The 16695-nt window shown below is 62.0% G+C and carries 12 protein-coding genes and 3 tRNA genes; 2 read left to right on the top strand and 13 right to left on the bottom strand.

Features of this window, described 5'->3' with window-relative positions:
* Window positions 1–20: 20 nt before the first annotated feature.
* Window positions 21–818, top strand: coding sequence for an enoyl-ACP reductase (locus tag QZT63_RS06795; protein WP_290649702.1), 798 nt, complete (start codon window positions 21–23; stop codon window positions 816–818).
* A gap of 65 nt (window positions 819–883) precedes the next feature.
* Here the strand turns inward: QZT63_RS06795 and QZT63_RS06790 are convergent, their stop codons facing one another.
* The 11 genes from QZT63_RS06790 to QZT63_RS06740 form a co-directional block, all read right to left on the bottom strand.
* Window positions 884–2803, bottom strand: coding sequence for a SurA N-terminal domain-containing protein (locus tag QZT63_RS06790; protein WP_290649700.1), 1920 nt, complete (start codon window positions 2801–2803; stop codon window positions 884–886).
* Window positions 2804–3025: 222 nt separating this feature from the next.
* Window positions 3026–3102 (bottom strand) — tRNA-Asp (locus tag QZT63_RS06785).
* Between the two features lie 19 nt (window positions 3103–3121).
* Window positions 3122–3197: transfer RNA gene (locus tag QZT63_RS06780), tRNA-Val, on the bottom strand.
* Window positions 3198–3209: 12 nt separating this feature from the next.
* The gene (locus tag QZT63_RS06775) at window positions 3210–3482 is read right to left on the bottom strand and encodes an HU family DNA-binding protein (protein WP_290649698.1); all 273 of its coding nucleotides are present in this window, start codon (window positions 3480–3482) and stop codon (window positions 3210–3212) included.
* Between the two features lie 273 nt (window positions 3483–3755).
* Window positions 3756–6206 carry an endopeptidase La gene (gene lon / locus QZT63_RS06770; RefSeq protein WP_290649696.1) on the bottom strand — a complete coding sequence of 817 codons (2451 nt, stop codon included), beginning with the start codon at window positions 6204–6206 and terminating at the stop codon, window positions 3756–3758.
* A gap of 244 nt (window positions 6207–6450) precedes the next feature.
* Complete coding sequence (gene clpX / locus QZT63_RS06765; RefSeq protein WP_290649694.1) at window positions 6451–7731, bottom strand: ATP-dependent Clp protease ATP-binding subunit ClpX; 1281 nt, start codon at window positions 7729–7731, stop codon at window positions 6451–6453.
* A 272-nt stretch (window positions 7732–8003) separates the two neighbouring features.
* The gene (clpP, locus tag QZT63_RS06760; RefSeq protein WP_290649692.1) at window positions 8004–8648 is read right to left on the bottom strand and encodes an ATP-dependent Clp endopeptidase proteolytic subunit ClpP; all 645 of its coding nucleotides are present in this window, start codon (window positions 8646–8648) and stop codon (window positions 8004–8006) included.
* A 2-nt stretch (window positions 8649–8650) separates the two neighbouring features.
* A complete protein-coding gene (gene tig, locus QZT63_RS06755) occupies window positions 8651–10018 on the bottom strand; it encodes a trigger factor (protein WP_290649690.1) in 1368 nt (455 codons plus the stop codon).
* 117 nt (window positions 10019–10135) lie between these two features.
* Window positions 10136–10220, bottom strand: a tRNA-Leu gene (locus QZT63_RS06750).
* A gap of 121 nt (window positions 10221–10341) precedes the next feature.
* Window positions 10342–10485, bottom strand: a complete 144-nt coding sequence (locus QZT63_RS06745; RefSeq protein WP_290649688.1) for a hypothetical protein — start codon at window positions 10483–10485, stop codon at window positions 10342–10344.
* A 238-nt stretch (window positions 10486–10723) separates the two neighbouring features.
* On the bottom strand, window positions 10724–11305 hold the full coding sequence (locus QZT63_RS06740; protein WP_290649686.1) for a gamma-glutamylcyclotransferase family protein: 582 nt from the start codon (window positions 11303–11305) through the stop codon (window positions 10724–10726).
* Between the two features lie 303 nt (window positions 11306–11608).
* Here QZT63_RS06740 and QZT63_RS06735 point away from each other — a divergent pair, with 303 nt between their 5' ends.
* The gene (locus QZT63_RS06735; RefSeq protein WP_290649685.1) at window positions 11609–12931 is read left to right on the top strand and encodes a GGDEF domain-containing protein; all 1323 of its coding nucleotides are present in this window, start codon (window positions 11609–11611) and stop codon (window positions 12929–12931) included.
* A 633-nt stretch (window positions 12932–13564) separates the two neighbouring features.
* Here QZT63_RS06735 and QZT63_RS06730 read toward each other — a convergent pair.
* Together QZT63_RS06730 and QZT63_RS06725 are read right to left on the bottom strand one after the other, a co-directional pair.
* Window positions 13565–14407 (bottom strand): CmcJ/NvfI family oxidoreductase, encoded by an 843-nt coding sequence (locus tag QZT63_RS06730; protein WP_290649683.1) that lies wholly within the window; start codon window positions 14405–14407, stop codon window positions 13565–13567.
* A gap of 751 nt (window positions 14408–15158) precedes the next feature.
* On the bottom strand, window positions 15159–16667 hold the full coding sequence (locus QZT63_RS06725) for a hypothetical protein (RefSeq protein WP_290649682.1): 1509 nt from the start codon (window positions 16665–16667) through the stop codon (window positions 15159–15161).
* Window positions 16668–16695 lie beyond the last annotated feature (28 nt).

The raw sequence follows: 16695 nt of genomic DNA, 5'->3' as shown, positions 1-16695 counted from the left end.
CGACCGCGAGGAGAACAGTCATGGGGTTTCTTGCAGGCAAGAAGGCACTGATCACCGGGGTGGCCAGCACTCGCTCCATTGCCCACGGGGTCGCGGAAGCCATGCATCGGGAGGGAGCGGAGCTCGCCTTCACCTACCTGGGCGAGAAGTTGAAGCCGCGCGTGGAGAAGTTCGCCGCGGAGATGGACAGCGCCATCGTGCTGCCCCTGGACGTGGGCAAGGACGAGGATTTCGACGCCCTTGCGCCCGGCCTCGCCAAGCACTGGAGCGAGGTCGATATCATCGTGCACTCCATCGGCTTCGCGCCCCAGGAGGAGCTCAAGGGGTCTTACGTCGACAACACCACGCGCCAGGGCTACCGCGTCGCCCACGACATCAGCGCTTACAGCTTTGTCGCCCTGGCCCGGGCCCTGCGCGGCATGATGAGTCAGGAAGCCGCCCTCGTGACCCTGACCTATCTCGGTGCCGAACGCGCCCTGCCCAGTTACAACGTTATGGGCGCGGCTAAGGCGAGCCTGGAGGCGAGCGTGCGGTATATGGCTTACGATCTCGGTCCCCAGGGCATCCGCGTTAACGGTCTATCGGCCGGACCCATTAAGACGCTGGCTGCTGCGGGCATTGCCAGCTTCCGCAAGATGCTCGAGTTCAATGCGCGCTCGGCACCGCTCAAGCGGAACGTGACCACGAACGAAGTGGGCAATGTCGCCGCCTTTCTCTGCTCCGATCTCGCTCGCGGCATTACCGGTGAGATCGTGCATGTGGACAGCGGTTTTCATATCGTCGGCCTACCCGGACTGGACGGCCTGGAAGAGGAGTGATGGCGTTCCCGCGCGCGGACGGCCACCGCCCCCGTGCGCGCGCAGACGGTGTTCCCAAACGCCGGTTACTGGTAGTCCTCGTCGTGGATTTCCACGTCGGCATCGGCGCGTAGCTGGGCCAGGAACTGCGCCACGGCTTCCTCGCCGTAGGCAGCGCGCAGGCGATCCGCCAATTCCTGGCGCTCGTCGGGATCCATGGCATCGAGGTCGCCTTCACGAACCCCACGCAGCATGACCACGACGCGATCATCGGCAGCGGATATCACACCTGTCTCCAGGCCGTTGTCCGGACGGGGCATGCGGAACACCCGCTCCAGAACGGGCCACGGCGCGCCCCCACCGTCACGGCTTATCCAGCCGACGCTCTCGTAGGAGACACGATCGTCTTCCTCTGCCAGGGCCTGCGCGTCGCCGCCGTCGTGCAGCTTCGCCGTCACTTCCTCGGCAAACGCATCAGCGGCCTCCCTGGCCTTGCGCGTGCGCAGCCGCTGCTCAATTTCATCGCGCGCATCGTCGACGCTGAGCTGCTCTGCGGGTTCGTGCTCCTGGATGCGCACCACCACCGCTCGGTCGTCGTCAATCTCGATCACCGGGCTATTCATGCGGTCCTCAAGCACCTCCATGCCGAACGCCGCCTCGAGCACTTCCGGCACAGACCCCAGGCCCTCCTCAGCACCATCCCGAGTGATCCAGTCGCTTTCACGGACCTCCAGTCCGAGCGACTCGGCCACGTCATCAAGACTGTCTGGCATGTCGTAGGCGAGTTCATCCAGCCGGTTGAGTTCCGCAAAGTATTCCGTGTTAACGCGCTCCTCGGCGATCTCCCGGCGCAACTCCTCCCGCACGTCCTCGAGCGGGGTGACATCACCGTGGCTGGCGGTTGTCGCCTCGATCAGGTGAAAGCCGAAGGGCGAGCGAACCGGCTCGGACAGTTCCTCCTCCTCCAGGGCGAACAGTACCTCTTCGAAGGGCTCTACCATGTCGCCGCGTTCGACCTGGCCCAAGTCCCCGCCCCGGGCAGCCGAGCCCGGGTCCTCGGAGTATTCCGCGGCCAGCTCCGCAAAGGACTCGCCCTCGAGGATACGCTCTCGCAACTCGCGGATACGCCGCTCAGCATCGGCCACTGCGTCCTCGCTGGCATCGTCGTCCACACGAATCAGGATATGGCGCGCCTCGACCTCGCCCTCCTCGGCGTAGCGTTCGTCCTTGACTTGCTCGTAGCGGGTCTCGATCTCCTCATCGCTGACATCGACACCATCGAGCATGTCCTCCCGGCGTAGCTCCACGTAGGCCAGGCGGACGCGCTCAGGCGTCACGAAGTCGTCAGCGTGCTCGTCGTGATAGGCCTGAATGTCGGCATCAGTGACGGAGACATCGTCCAGCCAGGCCTCGGTATCAAGGCGCAGCCAGGCGACATCGCGCTCCTGGGTCTGCAAGCGCAACAACTTGTCAATCTCTCGGTCGGTCACCAAACCGGTTTCGCTCAGTGCCGACTGCACCTGCTGCGAGAGGGCCTGGCGCCGCACCTGTTGCTCGTACTGGGTAGTGGTCATCCGATTGGCCTGCAGCAACGCTTGGTAACGTTCCTGCGAGAAACGCCCATCCACGTGAAACATCTCCTGGGAGCGGATGATTGCTGCGAGATCCTGATCCCTCAGCGTGAGATTCCGGTCATCGATGTATTCGGCCACAAGCCGTTCGTTGATGATCTGCTCCAACGCCTCGCGGCGGATCTGCCGATCGATGGCGTCGGTGATCTCCAGGTCATCACCGTATATCTGCTCGATGCGATCGCGCTGGCTGCGGTAGACTTGCCCCACTTGATCGCGACCAATCTCCGTGCCGTCCACCGTGGCCACCACACGCGGTGTGCCGCCTGGTCCCATATAGTTCGATAGCCCGAAGAGCGCAAACGCGGCGCCGATAAGTATAATCACCACCCAGGCAATCCAGCCGGTTGCCCGATCTCTGATCGATTGCAGCATGCTTCAAGCAGTCCCCTAATGTTGCGGCAGACCCAATACTACGACCCGCTGCCGCTGCATGATACTCATGCTTTTGGTATGAAAATCGACAATTATAGGCGGCCCGGGTTCCCACACACCAACTTCCGACACACCAACGCCTACTCCAACTGCCAGCCGCTCGCAACGAAACGCTTAGCCCTCTAACACGAAAGGCGCCCATGAGGCGCCTCTCTAGTATATTGGCGGAGCGGACGGGACTCGAACCCGCGACCTCCGGCGTGACAGGCCGGCATTCTAACCAACTGAACTACCGCTCCAAACTTTCAATGCACCACTTGGTGGGTGGTGAGGGGATCGAACCCCCGACATTCGCCTTGTAAGGGCGATGCTCTACCAGCTGAGCTAACCACCCAAAACAGGCGCGCTAGTTTACAGCATCCTTGAGCGCCTTGCCAGCCTTGAAACTGGGTACTTTCGTGGCGGGAATGTTAATGGTGTCACCAGTGCGCGGGTTACGACCTGACCGTGCGGCGCGTTCGCGCACGGTGAACGTGCCAAAGCCGACCAAGCTCACAGAATCGTTCTCTTTCAGGGCACGCGTAACGGCATCAACCATTGCGTCAACGGCCCGTGCGGCGGAGGCCTTGGACAAGTCAGCATTCTGGGCGACGGCTTCAACTAGCTCCGATTTATTCATCCTGCATTCCCCTTAGTGTTGTTCTGCCTGGACAACATGCTGCCGAATCTCGCGTCGCACACAACTCTACAAGCTTTGCCGTTCGGCGGAAAGCTCGCTTCGCCCCTCGTCCAGGTCTGCGTTCAGCCTTATCGAACCGGCTACTCTACCGCACCTCGGGCTATGGCTGTCCAGCCCCAAAGAGCGTCAGGCGCAACAGGAACGCCGACGGTTCGGGAAGCCTGCGAATTGCCGGCTTTCCGTTGCGTGGACCCTTCTACAATCAAGCCGGTGTCAGTGCGCCCTGACCCCGCCCTGCTTTTTCTTACCGCGCGCACCCTTCTTGCGAACCTCTTCCTCCTGCTCGGTGCCCGCTTCTTCCTCGGGAAGCGGCGCAGGCGTGCGCACCAGTGCCAGCTCCATGACCTGATCGATCCACCGAACCGGCCGCACATCAAGCTTGCCGATCACGCCCTTGGGGATCTCCTGCAAATCCTTGCGGTTTTCCTCGGGAATCACCACGGTGGAGATGCCCCCGCGGTGCGCCGCCAGCAGCTTCTCTTTGAGGCCGCCAATGGGGAGCACCTCGCCCCTGAGGGTGATCTCGCCGGTCATGGCGACCGAGGAACGTACCGGAATACCGGTCAGCGCCGAGACCATGGCCGTGCACATACCAATCCCTGCACTGGGGCCATCCTTCGGGATTGCGCCCTCCGGGACGTGAATATGCACGTCATTTTGCTGGTGGAAATCAGGATCGATGCCAAGCATACGCGCGCGACTGCGCACCACCGTCATGGCCGCCTGAATGGACTCCTTCATGACCTCACCGAGCTGCCCCGTGTGGGTCATGCGGCCCTTGCCGGGGACGATAGCCGACTCGATATTCAGCAGCTCGCCGCCCACCTCGGTCCAGGCGAGGCCGGTGGCATGCCCGACCTGGTCAGTTTCCTCTGCAACGCCGTAGCGATACCGACGCACGCCCAGGTACTTGTCCAGATTCTGGGTACTGACGACCACCTTCTTGTCCCGGGGCTTTTGCACGAGTTCCTTGACCACCTTACGGCAGATCTTGGCAACCTCCCGCTCAAGGTTACGAACGCCCGCCTCCCGGGTGTAATGGCGCACGATATCCCGCAAAGCGTTCTCGCTGATCTCCAGCTCCCCTTGCTTGAGCCCGTTCGCCTTCATCTGCTTGGGAAGCAGGTAGCGCTGGACAATGTTGACCTTCTCGTGTTCGGTATACCCCGCGAGCCGGATGACCTCCATGCGATCGAGCAACGGTGCTGGGATATTCATCGTGTTAGCCGTGCAGATGAACAGTGTTTCCGAGAGGTCCACGTCCACTTCCAGATAATGGTCCTGGAACGTGCTGTTCTGCTCGGGATCCAGGACTTCGAGCAGCGCCGAGGCCGGATCTCCGCGGAAATCCATGGCCATCTTGTCCACCTCATCGAGCAGGAACAGCGGATTACGCGTGCCGGCTTTGGACAGGTTCTGTACGATCTTGCCGGGTAGCGAGCCGATATAGGTTCGGCGGTGGCCGCGGATCTCCGCCTCGTCTCGCACGCCTCCCAGGGACATCCGCACGAACTTCCGGTTCGTTGCCCGGGCAATGGACTGCCCGAGGGACGTCTTGCCGACGCCGGGCGGCCCGACGAGACAAAGGATCGGCCCCTTGAGCTTTTTCACCCGCTTCTGCACGGCCAGGTACTCGAGGATGCGCTCCTTGACCTTCTCCAGACCGTAGTGGTCGTTATCCAACACACCCTGAGCCTTGTCCAGGTCGAGCTTCACGCGCGTGCGCTTTTTCCAAGGCACCGCAACCAGCCACTCAACGTAGTTGCGCACCACGGTGGCCTCGGCTGACATGGGCTGCATCATGCGGAGCTTGTTGAGTTCGGCTTTGGCCTTGCTCATGACCTCCTTAGGCATGCCCGAGTTTTCGATCTTCTGCTCGAGCTCATCCGTGTCGTTGGGGGCATCCTCCAGCTCTCCCAGCTCCTTCTGGATGGCCTTTGCCTGCTCGTTGAGGTAATACTCGCGCTGGCTCTTCTCCATCTGCTGCTTGACGCGCCCTCGGATGCGCTTTTCGATTTGCAGCACGTCGATCTCGCCTTCGATCAGGCCGAGCAGATGTTCCAGCCGCTTCCGGACGTCCTCGATTTCGAGAATCCGTTGCTTGCCTTCGATCTTGAGCGCCATGTGCGCAGCGATGGTGTCGACCAGGCGACCCGGATCCTCGATCCCCTGAAGGGACGAGAGAATCTCCGGCGGAACCTTTTTGTTCAGCTTCACGTACTGGTCGAACTGGCTCATGATCGAGCGCGCCAGCACCCCGACCTCCTGGTCGTCCGAGTAGTCCTTCTGCTCCGGCACTACCGCCTGCGCGGTGAAAAAACCGTCATCACCATGGACACTGATCACCCTGGCGCGTTGCAGGCCTTCGACGAGCACCTTGACCGTCCCGTCGGGCAGCTTAAGCATCTGCAGAATCGTGGCCACGGTCCCCTGATCGTAGAGATCGGAGGTGGCGGGATCATCGACATCCGCACTCTTCTGCGCGACAAGCAGGATCTGCTTGTCTGACTCCATGGCCCACTCCAGCGCCTTGATGGACTTCTCACGCCCCACGAACAGCGGAATGACCATATGCGGGTAGACCACTACGTCGCGCAGCGGTAGCACCGGTGCGGCGCTGAGTGATTCTTTGACGATTTTCGAACTGTCGTCGTTGCGGCTCATGTAGCGTCAACCTCGCTAACACTTGATTGGGCGAGCCGGCACATGCGGTGCCGGGCCGAAATATCTATCTGTAGAAGACTATGCGGCTTACCGGCAGTGCTTTCAATGCACCGTGGCCAGCAAAAAGCCCAAGATGCGACTTACCGCACGCGGGAGGGGAATAAAACAGAGCGACCTGCCGGCAGGAGACAGCATGGGGCAATGGACCGACCTTGGTGACGGCCGGCCCACCCCATCGCAGCGTTTAATCCGAAGCCGCCCGGGACTGCTCCCGGGCTTGGTAGATGAGATACGGCTTGGTTTCACCACGGATCACCGCATCGTCAACCACCACCTTGCTGACGCCCTCCATGGAGGGGATGTCATACATGGTATCCAGAAGCACGTTCTCGATAATCGTGCGCAGCCCGCGGGCGCCTGTTCCCCGCTCCATCGCCTTCTTGGCCACAGCACGCAGGGCTTCCTCCCGGAACTCGAGTTCCACGCCTTCCATATCGAAGAGCTTCTGGTACTGCTTGGTGACCGCGTTCTTCGGCTGACTGAGGATCTTGACCAATGCATCCTCATCGAGCTCGTCCAGCGTAGCAATCACCGGCAGGCGCCCGACGAATTCCGGAATGAGGCCATACTTGATGAGATCCTGGGGCTCCACGTCATGCAACGTCTCCCCCATACTCTTGCGCTCACTCTCGGCCTTGATCTCCGCCGAGAACCCGATCCCCCCGCTCTCCGAGCGATCACGAATCAGCTTGTCCAGACCTGCGAAGGCGCCGCCGACGATAAACAGGATCCCGCCGGTGTGCACCTGCAGGAACTCCTGCTGTGGGTGCTTGCGCCCGCCCTGCGGTGGGACGGAGGCGGTTGTCCCCTCGATGAGCTTCAGCAGCGCCTGCTGCACCCCCTCACCGGAGACGTCACGGGTGATCGACGGGTTATCCGCCTTGCGCGAGATCTTGTCGATCTCGTCGATGTAGACGATACCTGTCTGGGCCTTCTCCACGTCGTAATCACATTTCTGCAGCAGCTTCTGGATAATGTTTTCGACATCCTCGCCCACGTAGCCGGCCTCGGTAAGCGTCGTGGCATCGGCGATGGTAAAGGGGACATCCAGCAGGCGCGCCAACGTCTCGGCCAGCAGTGTCTTGCCAGACCCCGTTGGACCGATCATAAGAATATTGCTCTTCGTCAGCTCGACATCGTCCTTCTTGCCCTGAACCGCATCAAGCCGCTTGTAATGGTTATACACCGCGACCGACAGAACCCGCTTGGCCAGAGACTGACCAATGACATATTCGTCCAGCACGTCGGCAATCTCGTGAGGCTTGGGCAGTTGCGAGCCCCCGGAGGCACTCTTTTCCTGCATCTCCTCACGAATGATGTCATTACAGAGCTCGACACACTCATCACAGACGAATACCGACGGGCCGGCGATCAGCTTGCGCACCTCGTGCTGGCTCTTGCCGCAAAAGGAGCAATAGAGCAGCTTTCCACCGTCGTCACCACGCGTCTTGTCTCTGTCGCTCATAGCCGATCCTCGGTTACTTCCAAGACTTGCATGGCTCTCCCCGCCCCGCGCTGGCGGATACCATTCCTTGAAACCATGCCTGCTTTTCCGGGGTCACGCAAGAGCGAAACGCCGCAACTGGCGCCGGATTCCGCGGCACGTAAGGGCTTCGGGCTGCTGGCGCCGGTCGGCGCTGTCAGCACCGATGCACGGCCCACCCGCGAGCCCGGTGGGCAACAACCGCGCGGAAGGGGGAATGCTGCCGAACCCCAGACACAGTGGGCACGGGCCAGTCAGCGACTGCCCCCCAGTGGCGAGCGGTCGTGAAGAACTTCATCTACGATACCATACGCACGCGCCGCATCGGGAGCCATGAAGTTATCCCGCTCGGTGTCGTGCTGAACGGTCTCCAGGTCCTGGCCGGTGTGACGGGCGAGGATCTGATTGAGACGATGGCGAATGCTCAGGATCTCACGCGCGTGGATGTCGATGTCCGTGGCCTGACCTTGATAACCACCCAGCGGCTGGTGAATCATCATGCGCGAGTTGGGCAGCGAAAACCGCTTACCATGGGCGCCGCCGGCGAGCAGCAGCGCTCCCATGCTGGCCGCCTGGCCGACACACATGGTCGACACATCCGGCTTGATAAACTGCATGGTGTCGTAGACGGACAGACCCGCCGTGACAGAGCCACCCGGCGAGTTAATGTACAAGTGAATGTCCTTGTCCGGATTCTCCGATTCGAGGAACAGGAGTTGCGCCACAATCAAGTTCGCCATGTGGTCTTCCACGGGGCCGATTAGAAAGACCACCCGCTCCTTGAGCAGGCGCGAGAAGATATCGTACGCCCGCTCGCCCCGGGAGGTTTGTTCGACCACCATGGGCACAAGATTCGCCTGGATGTCGGACGGGTTCGTCGGCAAGTCGTTCGCGGCCATTGTCAGCCCTCTTTGGTCGTTTCGTCGGTGGATTCGGTGTCCTCGGAGTCCGCGACGCCCTGGCCCTTTTGGGGGTTGAGCAGACTCTCAAGGTCCGTGGGCTTGTCTTCCACCTGCGCCTGTTCCACCACCCATTCAATTACCTGGTCCTCAAGGACGTTGACTTCCAGGCTCTGCATCATTTCCCGGTTCTGCGTGTACTGCTTGAGCACCTCCTGCGGATCCTGGCGCCCCGAAACCATCTCCTGCAGCCGGGAGCGCACACGCTCCTGATCCACCTGGATACCGTTGTCGGCGATCAGCTTGTTCATGACGAGCCCCAACGTGACTCGGCGCCGCGCCTGATCCTCGAACAGATCGGCCGGCAGTTCCACGGCATCCGCCTGCTGCCCGCCTTGCTGTTGCAACCGCTGGCGCATTTGCTGCTGCAGCGATTCGATTTCGGCGTCCACCAGTGCCTTCGGCAGATCAAGCTCGTTGGCTTTCGCCAACGCCTCGGTGACCTGCTCCTTGAGGCGTGCCCTCTGGGCCCGCTCAACCTCCCGCGCCAGGTTGGTACGAATCAGCTCCCGTAGCGCCTGAAGGCCACCCTCCTGGAGTCCGACCGCTTCGGCGAGGGAATCGTCCAGCGCCGGGTATTCCGGCTCGCACACACTCTTGACGGTGGTCTCGAAGGCCGCAGTCTTTCCGGCGATGGCCTCGGTCGGGAAATTCTCCGGGAAGGCGTACTCGATATTGCGCGTGTCCCCGGCACGCAACCCCACAAGAGCCTGCTCGAACTCGGCGGGCATCTGATTGGCACCAATGGTCACCAGGGCATCCTCGCCCTGGTTACCCTCGAACTCCTCGCCATCCACGGTGCCGCGAAAGTCAATGACGACTTGGTCACCCTCTTCCGCCGCCTTGTCCGCCTCATTGTACGTGGCGCGTTGCTTGCGCAGGTCCTCAAGGACCTTGTCGATCTCCTCGTCCGTCACTTCGGCCACAGGGCGTTCCAGCTTCATGTCCGCGATGCCCTGTACTTCGAACTCCGGCATGATCTCGAAACTGGCTTCGTACTCGACATCGCCACCCTCTGCGCCCTGCCTCAGGTCGAGCTTGGGCGCGCCTGCCGGGCGTAGTTCTACCTGCTGGAGCGCTTCGCCGTAGGTTTGCTGCACCACTTCGCCCAGCACTTCCTGGCGAACGTGACCGCCATAGCGCTTCTCGACCACCTTCATCGGCACCTTCCCAGGCCGGAAACCGTCGAGCCGAATATTGCCGGCCATGCGCTTGAGGCGTTTCTGGACCTCATGGTCGACCCGCTCTGCGGGCACGTGGACCTTGATGGTACGCTCCAGGCCCTCGGCCGACTCCACTGTTACCTGCATCGATACCACCTCAGTTCTACAAGACCGGCTTTTAAACAAAACACTACCACGGCCGCGTCGGATCAATCCGATGCAGCCGTGGGTCGGACGCCCCCGGTTCACCCGAGAGCAAACGACTGGTGCGAGTGGCAGGACTTGAACCTGCACGGGTTGCCCCAACGGCACCTAAAGCCGCCGCGTCTACCGATTCCGCCACACTCGCGTTCATCCCGCGCCCCCGCAACAGCGCGCCCTGCGCGTGCGCAATACCGGGGCATATCGCGTTCGGAGCGCGCTGATTATCCAGCCCCGGGGGGGCGAAACGCAAGCTGCGCAGGAGGATATCACGCCCACCGCAGGGCAACGGTGCCGCCGATCCGGCAGGGGCCGCCGCTGACCAGGACAAGGCGCAAGAGACCAATACCGTTGACCTGCTCATCAACGGCCTCCATGCCCTCGATGACGGCGACCCCAACAGCTCGGACCACGGGCTCTACGATGCCGCAGTGCGCTCCCCCTTCGTGCACCCTTTGCCGACGCGCTACAGCACGGCCGACGCTTTCGGCGCATGGACTCGATGGTCAACCGCACCCGACTGCGCCCGTCATAGGGGATGATCAGCATGCCCAATCCCCGGCCGTTTACCTTCTGTGGCACAACCCCGGCCCGCGTGGGCCTGTAGCCTGGATTCCGGCTTTGCCTGCAGCGGGACGGCATGGCGAGTACTCACGGCGCGGGTTCGACGCTGTCGAGATAGCGCACCCAGTGCTCCGGCAGACCGTGGGCACGGGCGCCTTCGCGCAGGAGCGTGATGTAGCGCAGGGACGGGCGCCCCTCGCGGTCACCTCCGCGAGCGCTGTAGGTGACCACAGGCTCGACCCGGTTGCCATCACGGTCTTCGGCCGCGGCCCACAGGTGCTTGTAGTGCCAGACCGGCACGGCCTCGGTGTGATCGAGCCAGACCAGGTCGCGGCGCGTGATCCGGTAGAGTACGCCCCACACCTCGGCGCTGGGAGCGCGCTCGACGTTGGCCGGCGCCGCACGTCCCTTCGGGTAACCCTCCATGTTGAAGCGCAGGTGGTAGCCCGGCAGTCGGCCCGGGCGCCATTCGATCGGCTCGATGCCCCGGCGCCGGCGGAATACCCCCTCGTGCATGTTTGCGCCGTAGGCGAAGTACCAGACGTGGTCGTCCGGGCGCCCCTCAAGGCGGGTCCCGCAGAGCCGATACCAGATCCTCGACAGCCACCAGGAGCGGGCGATGGGCGCGTGCAGGATCCGGTACAGGCGATAGAGGTACATCATTGCCATGACGTCACCTCGGCACCTCCGCACTCCAGAATTTTAGCCGCGAACTGCTCTGCGCCAGCGAAGCTTCCGTACTTCGCCAGTACCTTCCGTAAAATCAGCCACCCTGGGATGTCCCGCGAGGTGCTCAACAAGCTTCTGCCGCTCCTGGGAGCTTCGGGTCGAAAAGCAGCCATGGCTCATCGTCCAGGTTACCAGCCCTACGGATGGGGCGAATCAGCCAAATGGGTGCATGTGGCCAATCCCCGGTGCGTTTCGTGGTAATTTTCATCAAGTGCCGTCGACCGGCAATAGGCATGGATGACCATGGATTCCGATTCCTTTATCGCCAGAATCATGGATCTGCTGCTCGACGCCGTCTGCGTGGTCGACGCCGATCATCGCTTTGTCTACGTCAGTGCTGCCTGCGAGCGCATCTTCGGCTATACGCGAGAGGAAATGATTGGCAAGGAAATGATCACATTGGTTCATCCGGATGACCGACGGCGGACCCTTGAGGCGGCGGCCGACGTGGCCCGTGGCAATGCACGTATGCACTTTGAGAACCGTTATGTGCGCAAGGATGGACGCGTCGTGGATATCATGTGGTCGGCCCGACCCCTGCCGTCGGAAGGCTTGCGGCTGGCGGTGGCCCGGGATGTCACCGAGCTGAAGCACGCGGCACGGATGCAGGAAGCCATCTATCGACTCTCCGAGGCGGCGCACCTAACCAAGGGCCTGTCCGACCTCTACCGTCAGATCCACCACATCATCGGCGCCCTTCTGCCTGCCGACAATTTCCTCGTCGCCCTCTACGATGCGCCCACCGAAACCCTGTCCTTCCCTTACTTTGTCGACGAGCGAGAGATCTGCCCGGAACCCCGTTTGTTGCATGCCGCCACACCCATCGGTGAGGTCATACGCCAGGGTATAACCGTGTTGATCAATGCTGGCGAGCCCCGTGAGCATTCGACGAAAGAATGGCTCCCGATCGAGCAATCCCCGCACTGGCTGGGGGTGCCCTTGATGTCCCAGGAGGGAGTCGTGGGGGCGCTGGCGCTCTGGCATCATGGCGGTAAGGATGCCTATACGGAGAAGGACAAGGAACTCTTGAAGTTCGTTTCTAATCAGGTCTCCAGCGCCATCGAGCGCAAACAAGCAGAAGTCCGCCTGTTCCACATGGCGCACCATGACCCCTTGACCGGCCTGCCCAACCGGATGTTGTTCGACTATCAGGTCGATGTCGCCATCAAGCTCGCTAATCGTCACCACCGCCACGTGGCATTGCTGTACCTGGACCTGGATGATTTCAAGGCCGTCAATGACACCCATGGTCATCAAACGGGTGACCAGGTGCTCTGCGAGGTGGCTCAGCGCCTGGCAGCTTGTGTGCGCGAGTCGGATACCCTAGGACGCATAGGCGGCGACGAGTTTGTCGTCCTGTTGGCCGACATTACCGAAGTTCGCGACGTTGAGACCGTCATCACCAAGATTCGGGAGGTGTTCCGTGCGCCCCTCGACCTGGAGAGCGTATCCTTGACGCTCTCGGTGAGTATCGGCTCCGCCCTCTACCCACTCCAGGGGGTGAATACGGCGCAGCTCGCTCGCCATGCCGATGCCGCTATGTATGCGGTGAAGCGCCGCGGTTAACGACCGGCATTTCCTGTTGCGGTCTCTGTTCCAGTTGCGGGCCGCCACCGCGGCCAGGCGTCTGCACAGTTCACCAGACTCATGCCGCCCGGCTGTTGCCGCCGCCCGCTGGCGCGCCCCCTGCCCCCGGCCCTGGCTGTTCAGCGCCACCTCCAGATACCTGCGGTACTCGTCCTCACCCGCAAATACCACTTGGCGGTTGTGCTCTCGCTGCACCACGTGGTGCGCCACATGCGCCAACACAAACCTTGCCACCCCTGGATCAATCCGAAAAGAAATCAAAAATAAATCTGTCCCCTTTTTAATCCAAAAATAAATCTGTCCCCTTTTTAATTAAAATAAATCTGTCCCCTTTTTAGTCGTCCCCTTTTTAGTCCGAAAGCTTAACTCATTGCACTCGCTCCAGGGGCCAGGGCCCCGGCCCCAACAGAGCCCACCCACGTCGGAAGGAATGGGTGGGCCCTGTGTAAGGTGTGATGCGCGGGATGCCACAACTTTGTGCGTTAGTAGTGGCGGCGCCGGGTTTGCCCGTCGCAGCCGCAGATGACGCTGCGCAGGTGGGCCGCTATCAGACCACCGCAGCGGTGCCGACCGATACGCAGACCTCGCTCGATGGTGATAGTAAGTGGCGAATTACTCGAAAAACACCAGCGTGCGCACCTCAATGCTCTCCCGCGGCGGGTCGTCCGGGCGGGTGGTGGGGTCGGTGAACGCGGTGTGCGGCACGAAGCGGGCGCGCCCGTCGGTGCGCGAGTCGTAGCCCTTGATCACCAGGGCCTCGTCGGGCGTCATCTCCGGGAAGTAGAGCCAGCGCTGGGAGGGGTTGAACGCCAAGTGGTATATCTCGCCGGTGCGGTCGGGGTAGACCATGTCGGTGCCGATCAGGTCCGCGGGGTCGAGAGTGGTCGCGTCCAGCACCGCCAGCGGCGAGCGCTTGACCGGGCCCCGGATGGGCCGCCAGACGTTGACCTGGATGAACGGTACGTCGCGCAGTCGCTCGGCCTCCACCTCTCCGAGCAGGTCCCGGACCCGCTTCGGCGCGGACCACTCGGTGTAGTCGTTGTGCACGCGTTCGGCTGGCCGCTTGGTGCCGCCGGCACCCCCGTCGTCACGGCGCCGGACGTGGTCGAAGATTACCACCCGCGTGGCCCCCGTCACCTCCCGCACCAGCGCCTCGACCTCCGGATGGTAGTCGCGCTCTACGCGGGCATCGTCATAGAGGTCGTCCACCCCGGTCGCATGCCCTCTGTATTCCACCCCCTGCCGGTCGAGCGACAGCTCGTTCGCCCAGGAACGCGCATCGTGCACCGACACCGCTCGTCTCTCCAGTTGGGCGTGGTAGCGCGGCTCCGGCTCGCCGGTGAGCGCCTCCGTGTGGACGTAGGGGCGTTGCCCCGTCGGTACCATGAAGGTGAGCTCGGCGGTTACCGACGGCAGCCGCTCGTGTGTGCGCGTGCTGTCAAACGTAGTGCTCATAGTCGCTCCGAGCTGGATCGTTAAACCGCAACGTATGGGCCACCGCGGCGGATTTCAACGTATGGCGGTCGCGGCCGCATTGCGGCCATGCGTCGACGCGAAGAGTGTCTGCCTATACAAGCTTGCTCTCACGGGGCTGCTCAAGCCGAATGGCATCTACCAGAGCCAACATGGCATAGAGATCCGGGTCGCGGCGCACCGCATAGGGCGCGCTTTTCAAGAAAGGCTCGACCGACTGTCCCGTGTCCTGGGACGCGGGACAGTCGGTGAGGTGGCGCGCCGTTGTCAGCAAAAGATACAGTCAGCACACGCGAGTGCGCTTGCTAGCCGCGATGGGTGCTTCCAGCTCACCCTTCACGGCTTCGAGGAAGGGATCAACCTGCTGCGGGGCTTTCGAGGTAGGCGCCTTCAGGGGTGCAGCTGATCACGTGGCTGACGCCGACGTTGACCGCGGACTTGGGGCGCTGCGTATTCCGGAGCAAGCCGGCCACTGACTCCACGGGAAGCCACAATGCGGCCGCCGTGCCGGGCGTCGCGGCAACGGCGGCGGCTGGTCAGAGGGTCGGCGTCATGGGGGAAAGCGCCCCGGCGAACCTGCCGCCGGGGTGGATTCAGTCACCGCGACTCCACTCCGAGGCGATCGGCGTGTCGGAACCACTGCCGACCGCAGGTGCCGACGCACATGAGCAGGGACTACCGGCCACGGGAAAGGCGGTTGATGCTGACTATGCCCGCCCCGCCGGCGGCCGGATCAGGCCGCGTCCTGCTGGGCGGCGTCGCCGCCGCCCTGATCGGCGGGGCCGGTCTCGGTATCGTCACCGGCGCTTTCGCCGTAAAAGCGGCCGGGTTCGAACTTCTTCAGCCATGCCTCGGCTAGCTGGCGTGCGTTCAGCCCCTTCAGGAAATAGTCGATCGGCACGCCGCATTCCCCGGCGATCGCCTTCTGCACGTAATCGTCGAAGGCGGTCATCATCGAATTGGTGTCGATGACTTTGTTGTTGTCGTTGTCGTAGGAGCCGAGCGAGGAGACGACGTTGTTGACATAGGAATTGTTCAGCTGCATGAAGCTCTCGCCCGCCTTGGCCTTCTCGGCCGATGCGTTCATCGTATTCACGTCGCTGTCCGACGCGCCCTGAATGGCAGCGAGTTGGGACATCACCTCCTTCGGGTCAGGCTTGAGGTTCTGGACCGTCGTGGCGATGGCATTGGACTTGATCGTCGGGATCAGCCCCATGGTGATGACGCTGGCATGCGACTGCAGGTTCGAGGTGGACAGAAGGCTCTTGACGGAATTGGCGAAAGACGAGTCGAGCCCGAACTTGCCGCTCATGTTGGACAAGAACAGGTTCTCCGAGATCGAGGTCTCGAGCGAGGCCGCCAGCGAGCTCGCCGATTGCGAGGACTGGGAGGCCTCGGCCTTGAGGATGTGGACCATGCCGACAAAACTCGACCCGTAGGTCGCTCCCGACAACAAATACATCTGCGCCTTGTCGGCATCCTTTCCGGTGATCGCGGCCTGCATGGATTTCGCATCGGCCGTGTCGATCTTCTTGCCCGGGACATAGACGTTCCAGGCATTGATCGCCTTTTCGGGATCCAGCACGAAGGGCGCGAAGACATCCGCCATCTTGTGGTTACAGTTCGCCGTGATCACCAGCGTGCCCTCGACAGAATGCCGCGAGTGCTGGGCTTCCATGGCATGCTTGGCCGATGCCCCGGCCTTCACGCCATAGGTCGGCGACAGAAAACTCGACACTTGCGAGGAGACGTAGGAGGCGACGGCGCTCGAATGCGCTTCCTGGCTCTGCTTGTTGGATTCGAAGCGGAAATACTGGGCGTCCAGCACCATCGAATCGGAGGACAGAGGCATCTTCTTGATCGCCGATTTGTTGTAGTCGATCGGGCTCTCGACGCTCTGGCTGATCTGGGTTTGACCGCCCTTATCGCGCTGCTCCTTGATCGATTTCTGCGCGGAGATCGTCTTCTTGGCAAGATCGATGGCGGCCTGCGACATGGATTTCTTGATCTGGTCGATTTCCTTGGCGAGTTCGTCGAGCTGATCCTGCTCAACATTCATGTTAAGCATTTCCTGCAGTGTCATGTCGAGGCTGCGCTTGGACTGGATCAGCGAGTCGAGCTCGCGCTGGGTATCGTCGACGGGTTTTTGCAGCTCGGCAATCTTTTCCAGCGCGTCGATCTTGGCGGGGTCGGCAATGTTTCCAAGGACGAGGCTCGGATCGTAGGGAATAGTTGATGACATAAACGATTACTCCGGGGTGACTGACGGG

It is taken from the genome of Aquisalimonas sp. (genome assembly GCF_007120195.1).
Taxonomy (GTDB): Bacteria; Pseudomonadota; Gammaproteobacteria; order Nitrococcales; family Aquisalimonadaceae; genus Aquisalimonas.
The sequence above is the reverse complement of the archived record's forward strand: the minus strand, read 5'-3'. Positions and strand labels throughout refer to the sequence as shown.

Bases quoted from the DNA above. Each gene is read 5' to 3' on its own strand.
- QZT63_RS06735 (WP_290649685.1), top strand. From the start codon at position 11,609: ATGGATTCCGATTCCTTTATCGCCAGAATCATGGATCTGCTGCTCGAC.
- tig (WP_290649690.1), bottom strand. From the start codon at position 10,018: ATGCAGGTAACAGTGGAGTCGGCCGAGGGCCTGGAGCGTACCATCAAG.
- QZT63_RS06795 (WP_290649702.1), top strand. From the start codon at position 21: ATGGGGTTTCTTGCAGGCAAGAAGGCACTGATCACCGGGGTGGCCAGC.
- clpX (WP_290649694.1), bottom strand. From the start codon at position 7,731: ATGAGCGACAGAGACAAGACGCGTGGTGACGACGGTGGAAAGCTGCTC.
- QZT63_RS06725 (WP_290649682.1), bottom strand. From the start codon at position 16,667: ATGTCATCAACTATTCCCTACGATCCGAGCCTCGTCCTTGGAAACATT.
- QZT63_RS06790 (WP_290649700.1), bottom strand. From the start codon at position 2,803: ATGCTGCAATCGATCAGAGATCGGGCAACCGGCTGGATTGCCTGGGTG.
- QZT63_RS06730 (WP_290649683.1), bottom strand. From the start codon at position 14,407: ATGAGCACTACGTTTGACAGCACGCGCACACACGAGCGGCTGCCGTCG.
- clpP (WP_290649692.1), bottom strand. From the start codon at position 8,648: ATGGCCGCGAACGACTTGCCGACGAACCCGTCCGACATCCAGGCGAAT.
- lon (WP_290649696.1), bottom strand. From the start codon at position 6,206: ATGAGCCGCAACGACGACAGTTCGAAAATCGTCAAAGAATCACTCAGC.
- QZT63_RS06775 (WP_290649698.1), bottom strand. From the start codon at position 3,482: ATGAATAAATCGGAGCTAGTTGAAGCCGTCGCCCAGAATGCTGACTTG.
- QZT63_RS06740 (WP_290649686.1), bottom strand. From the start codon at position 11,305: ATGGCAATGATGTACCTCTATCGCCTGTACCGGATCCTGCACGCGCCC.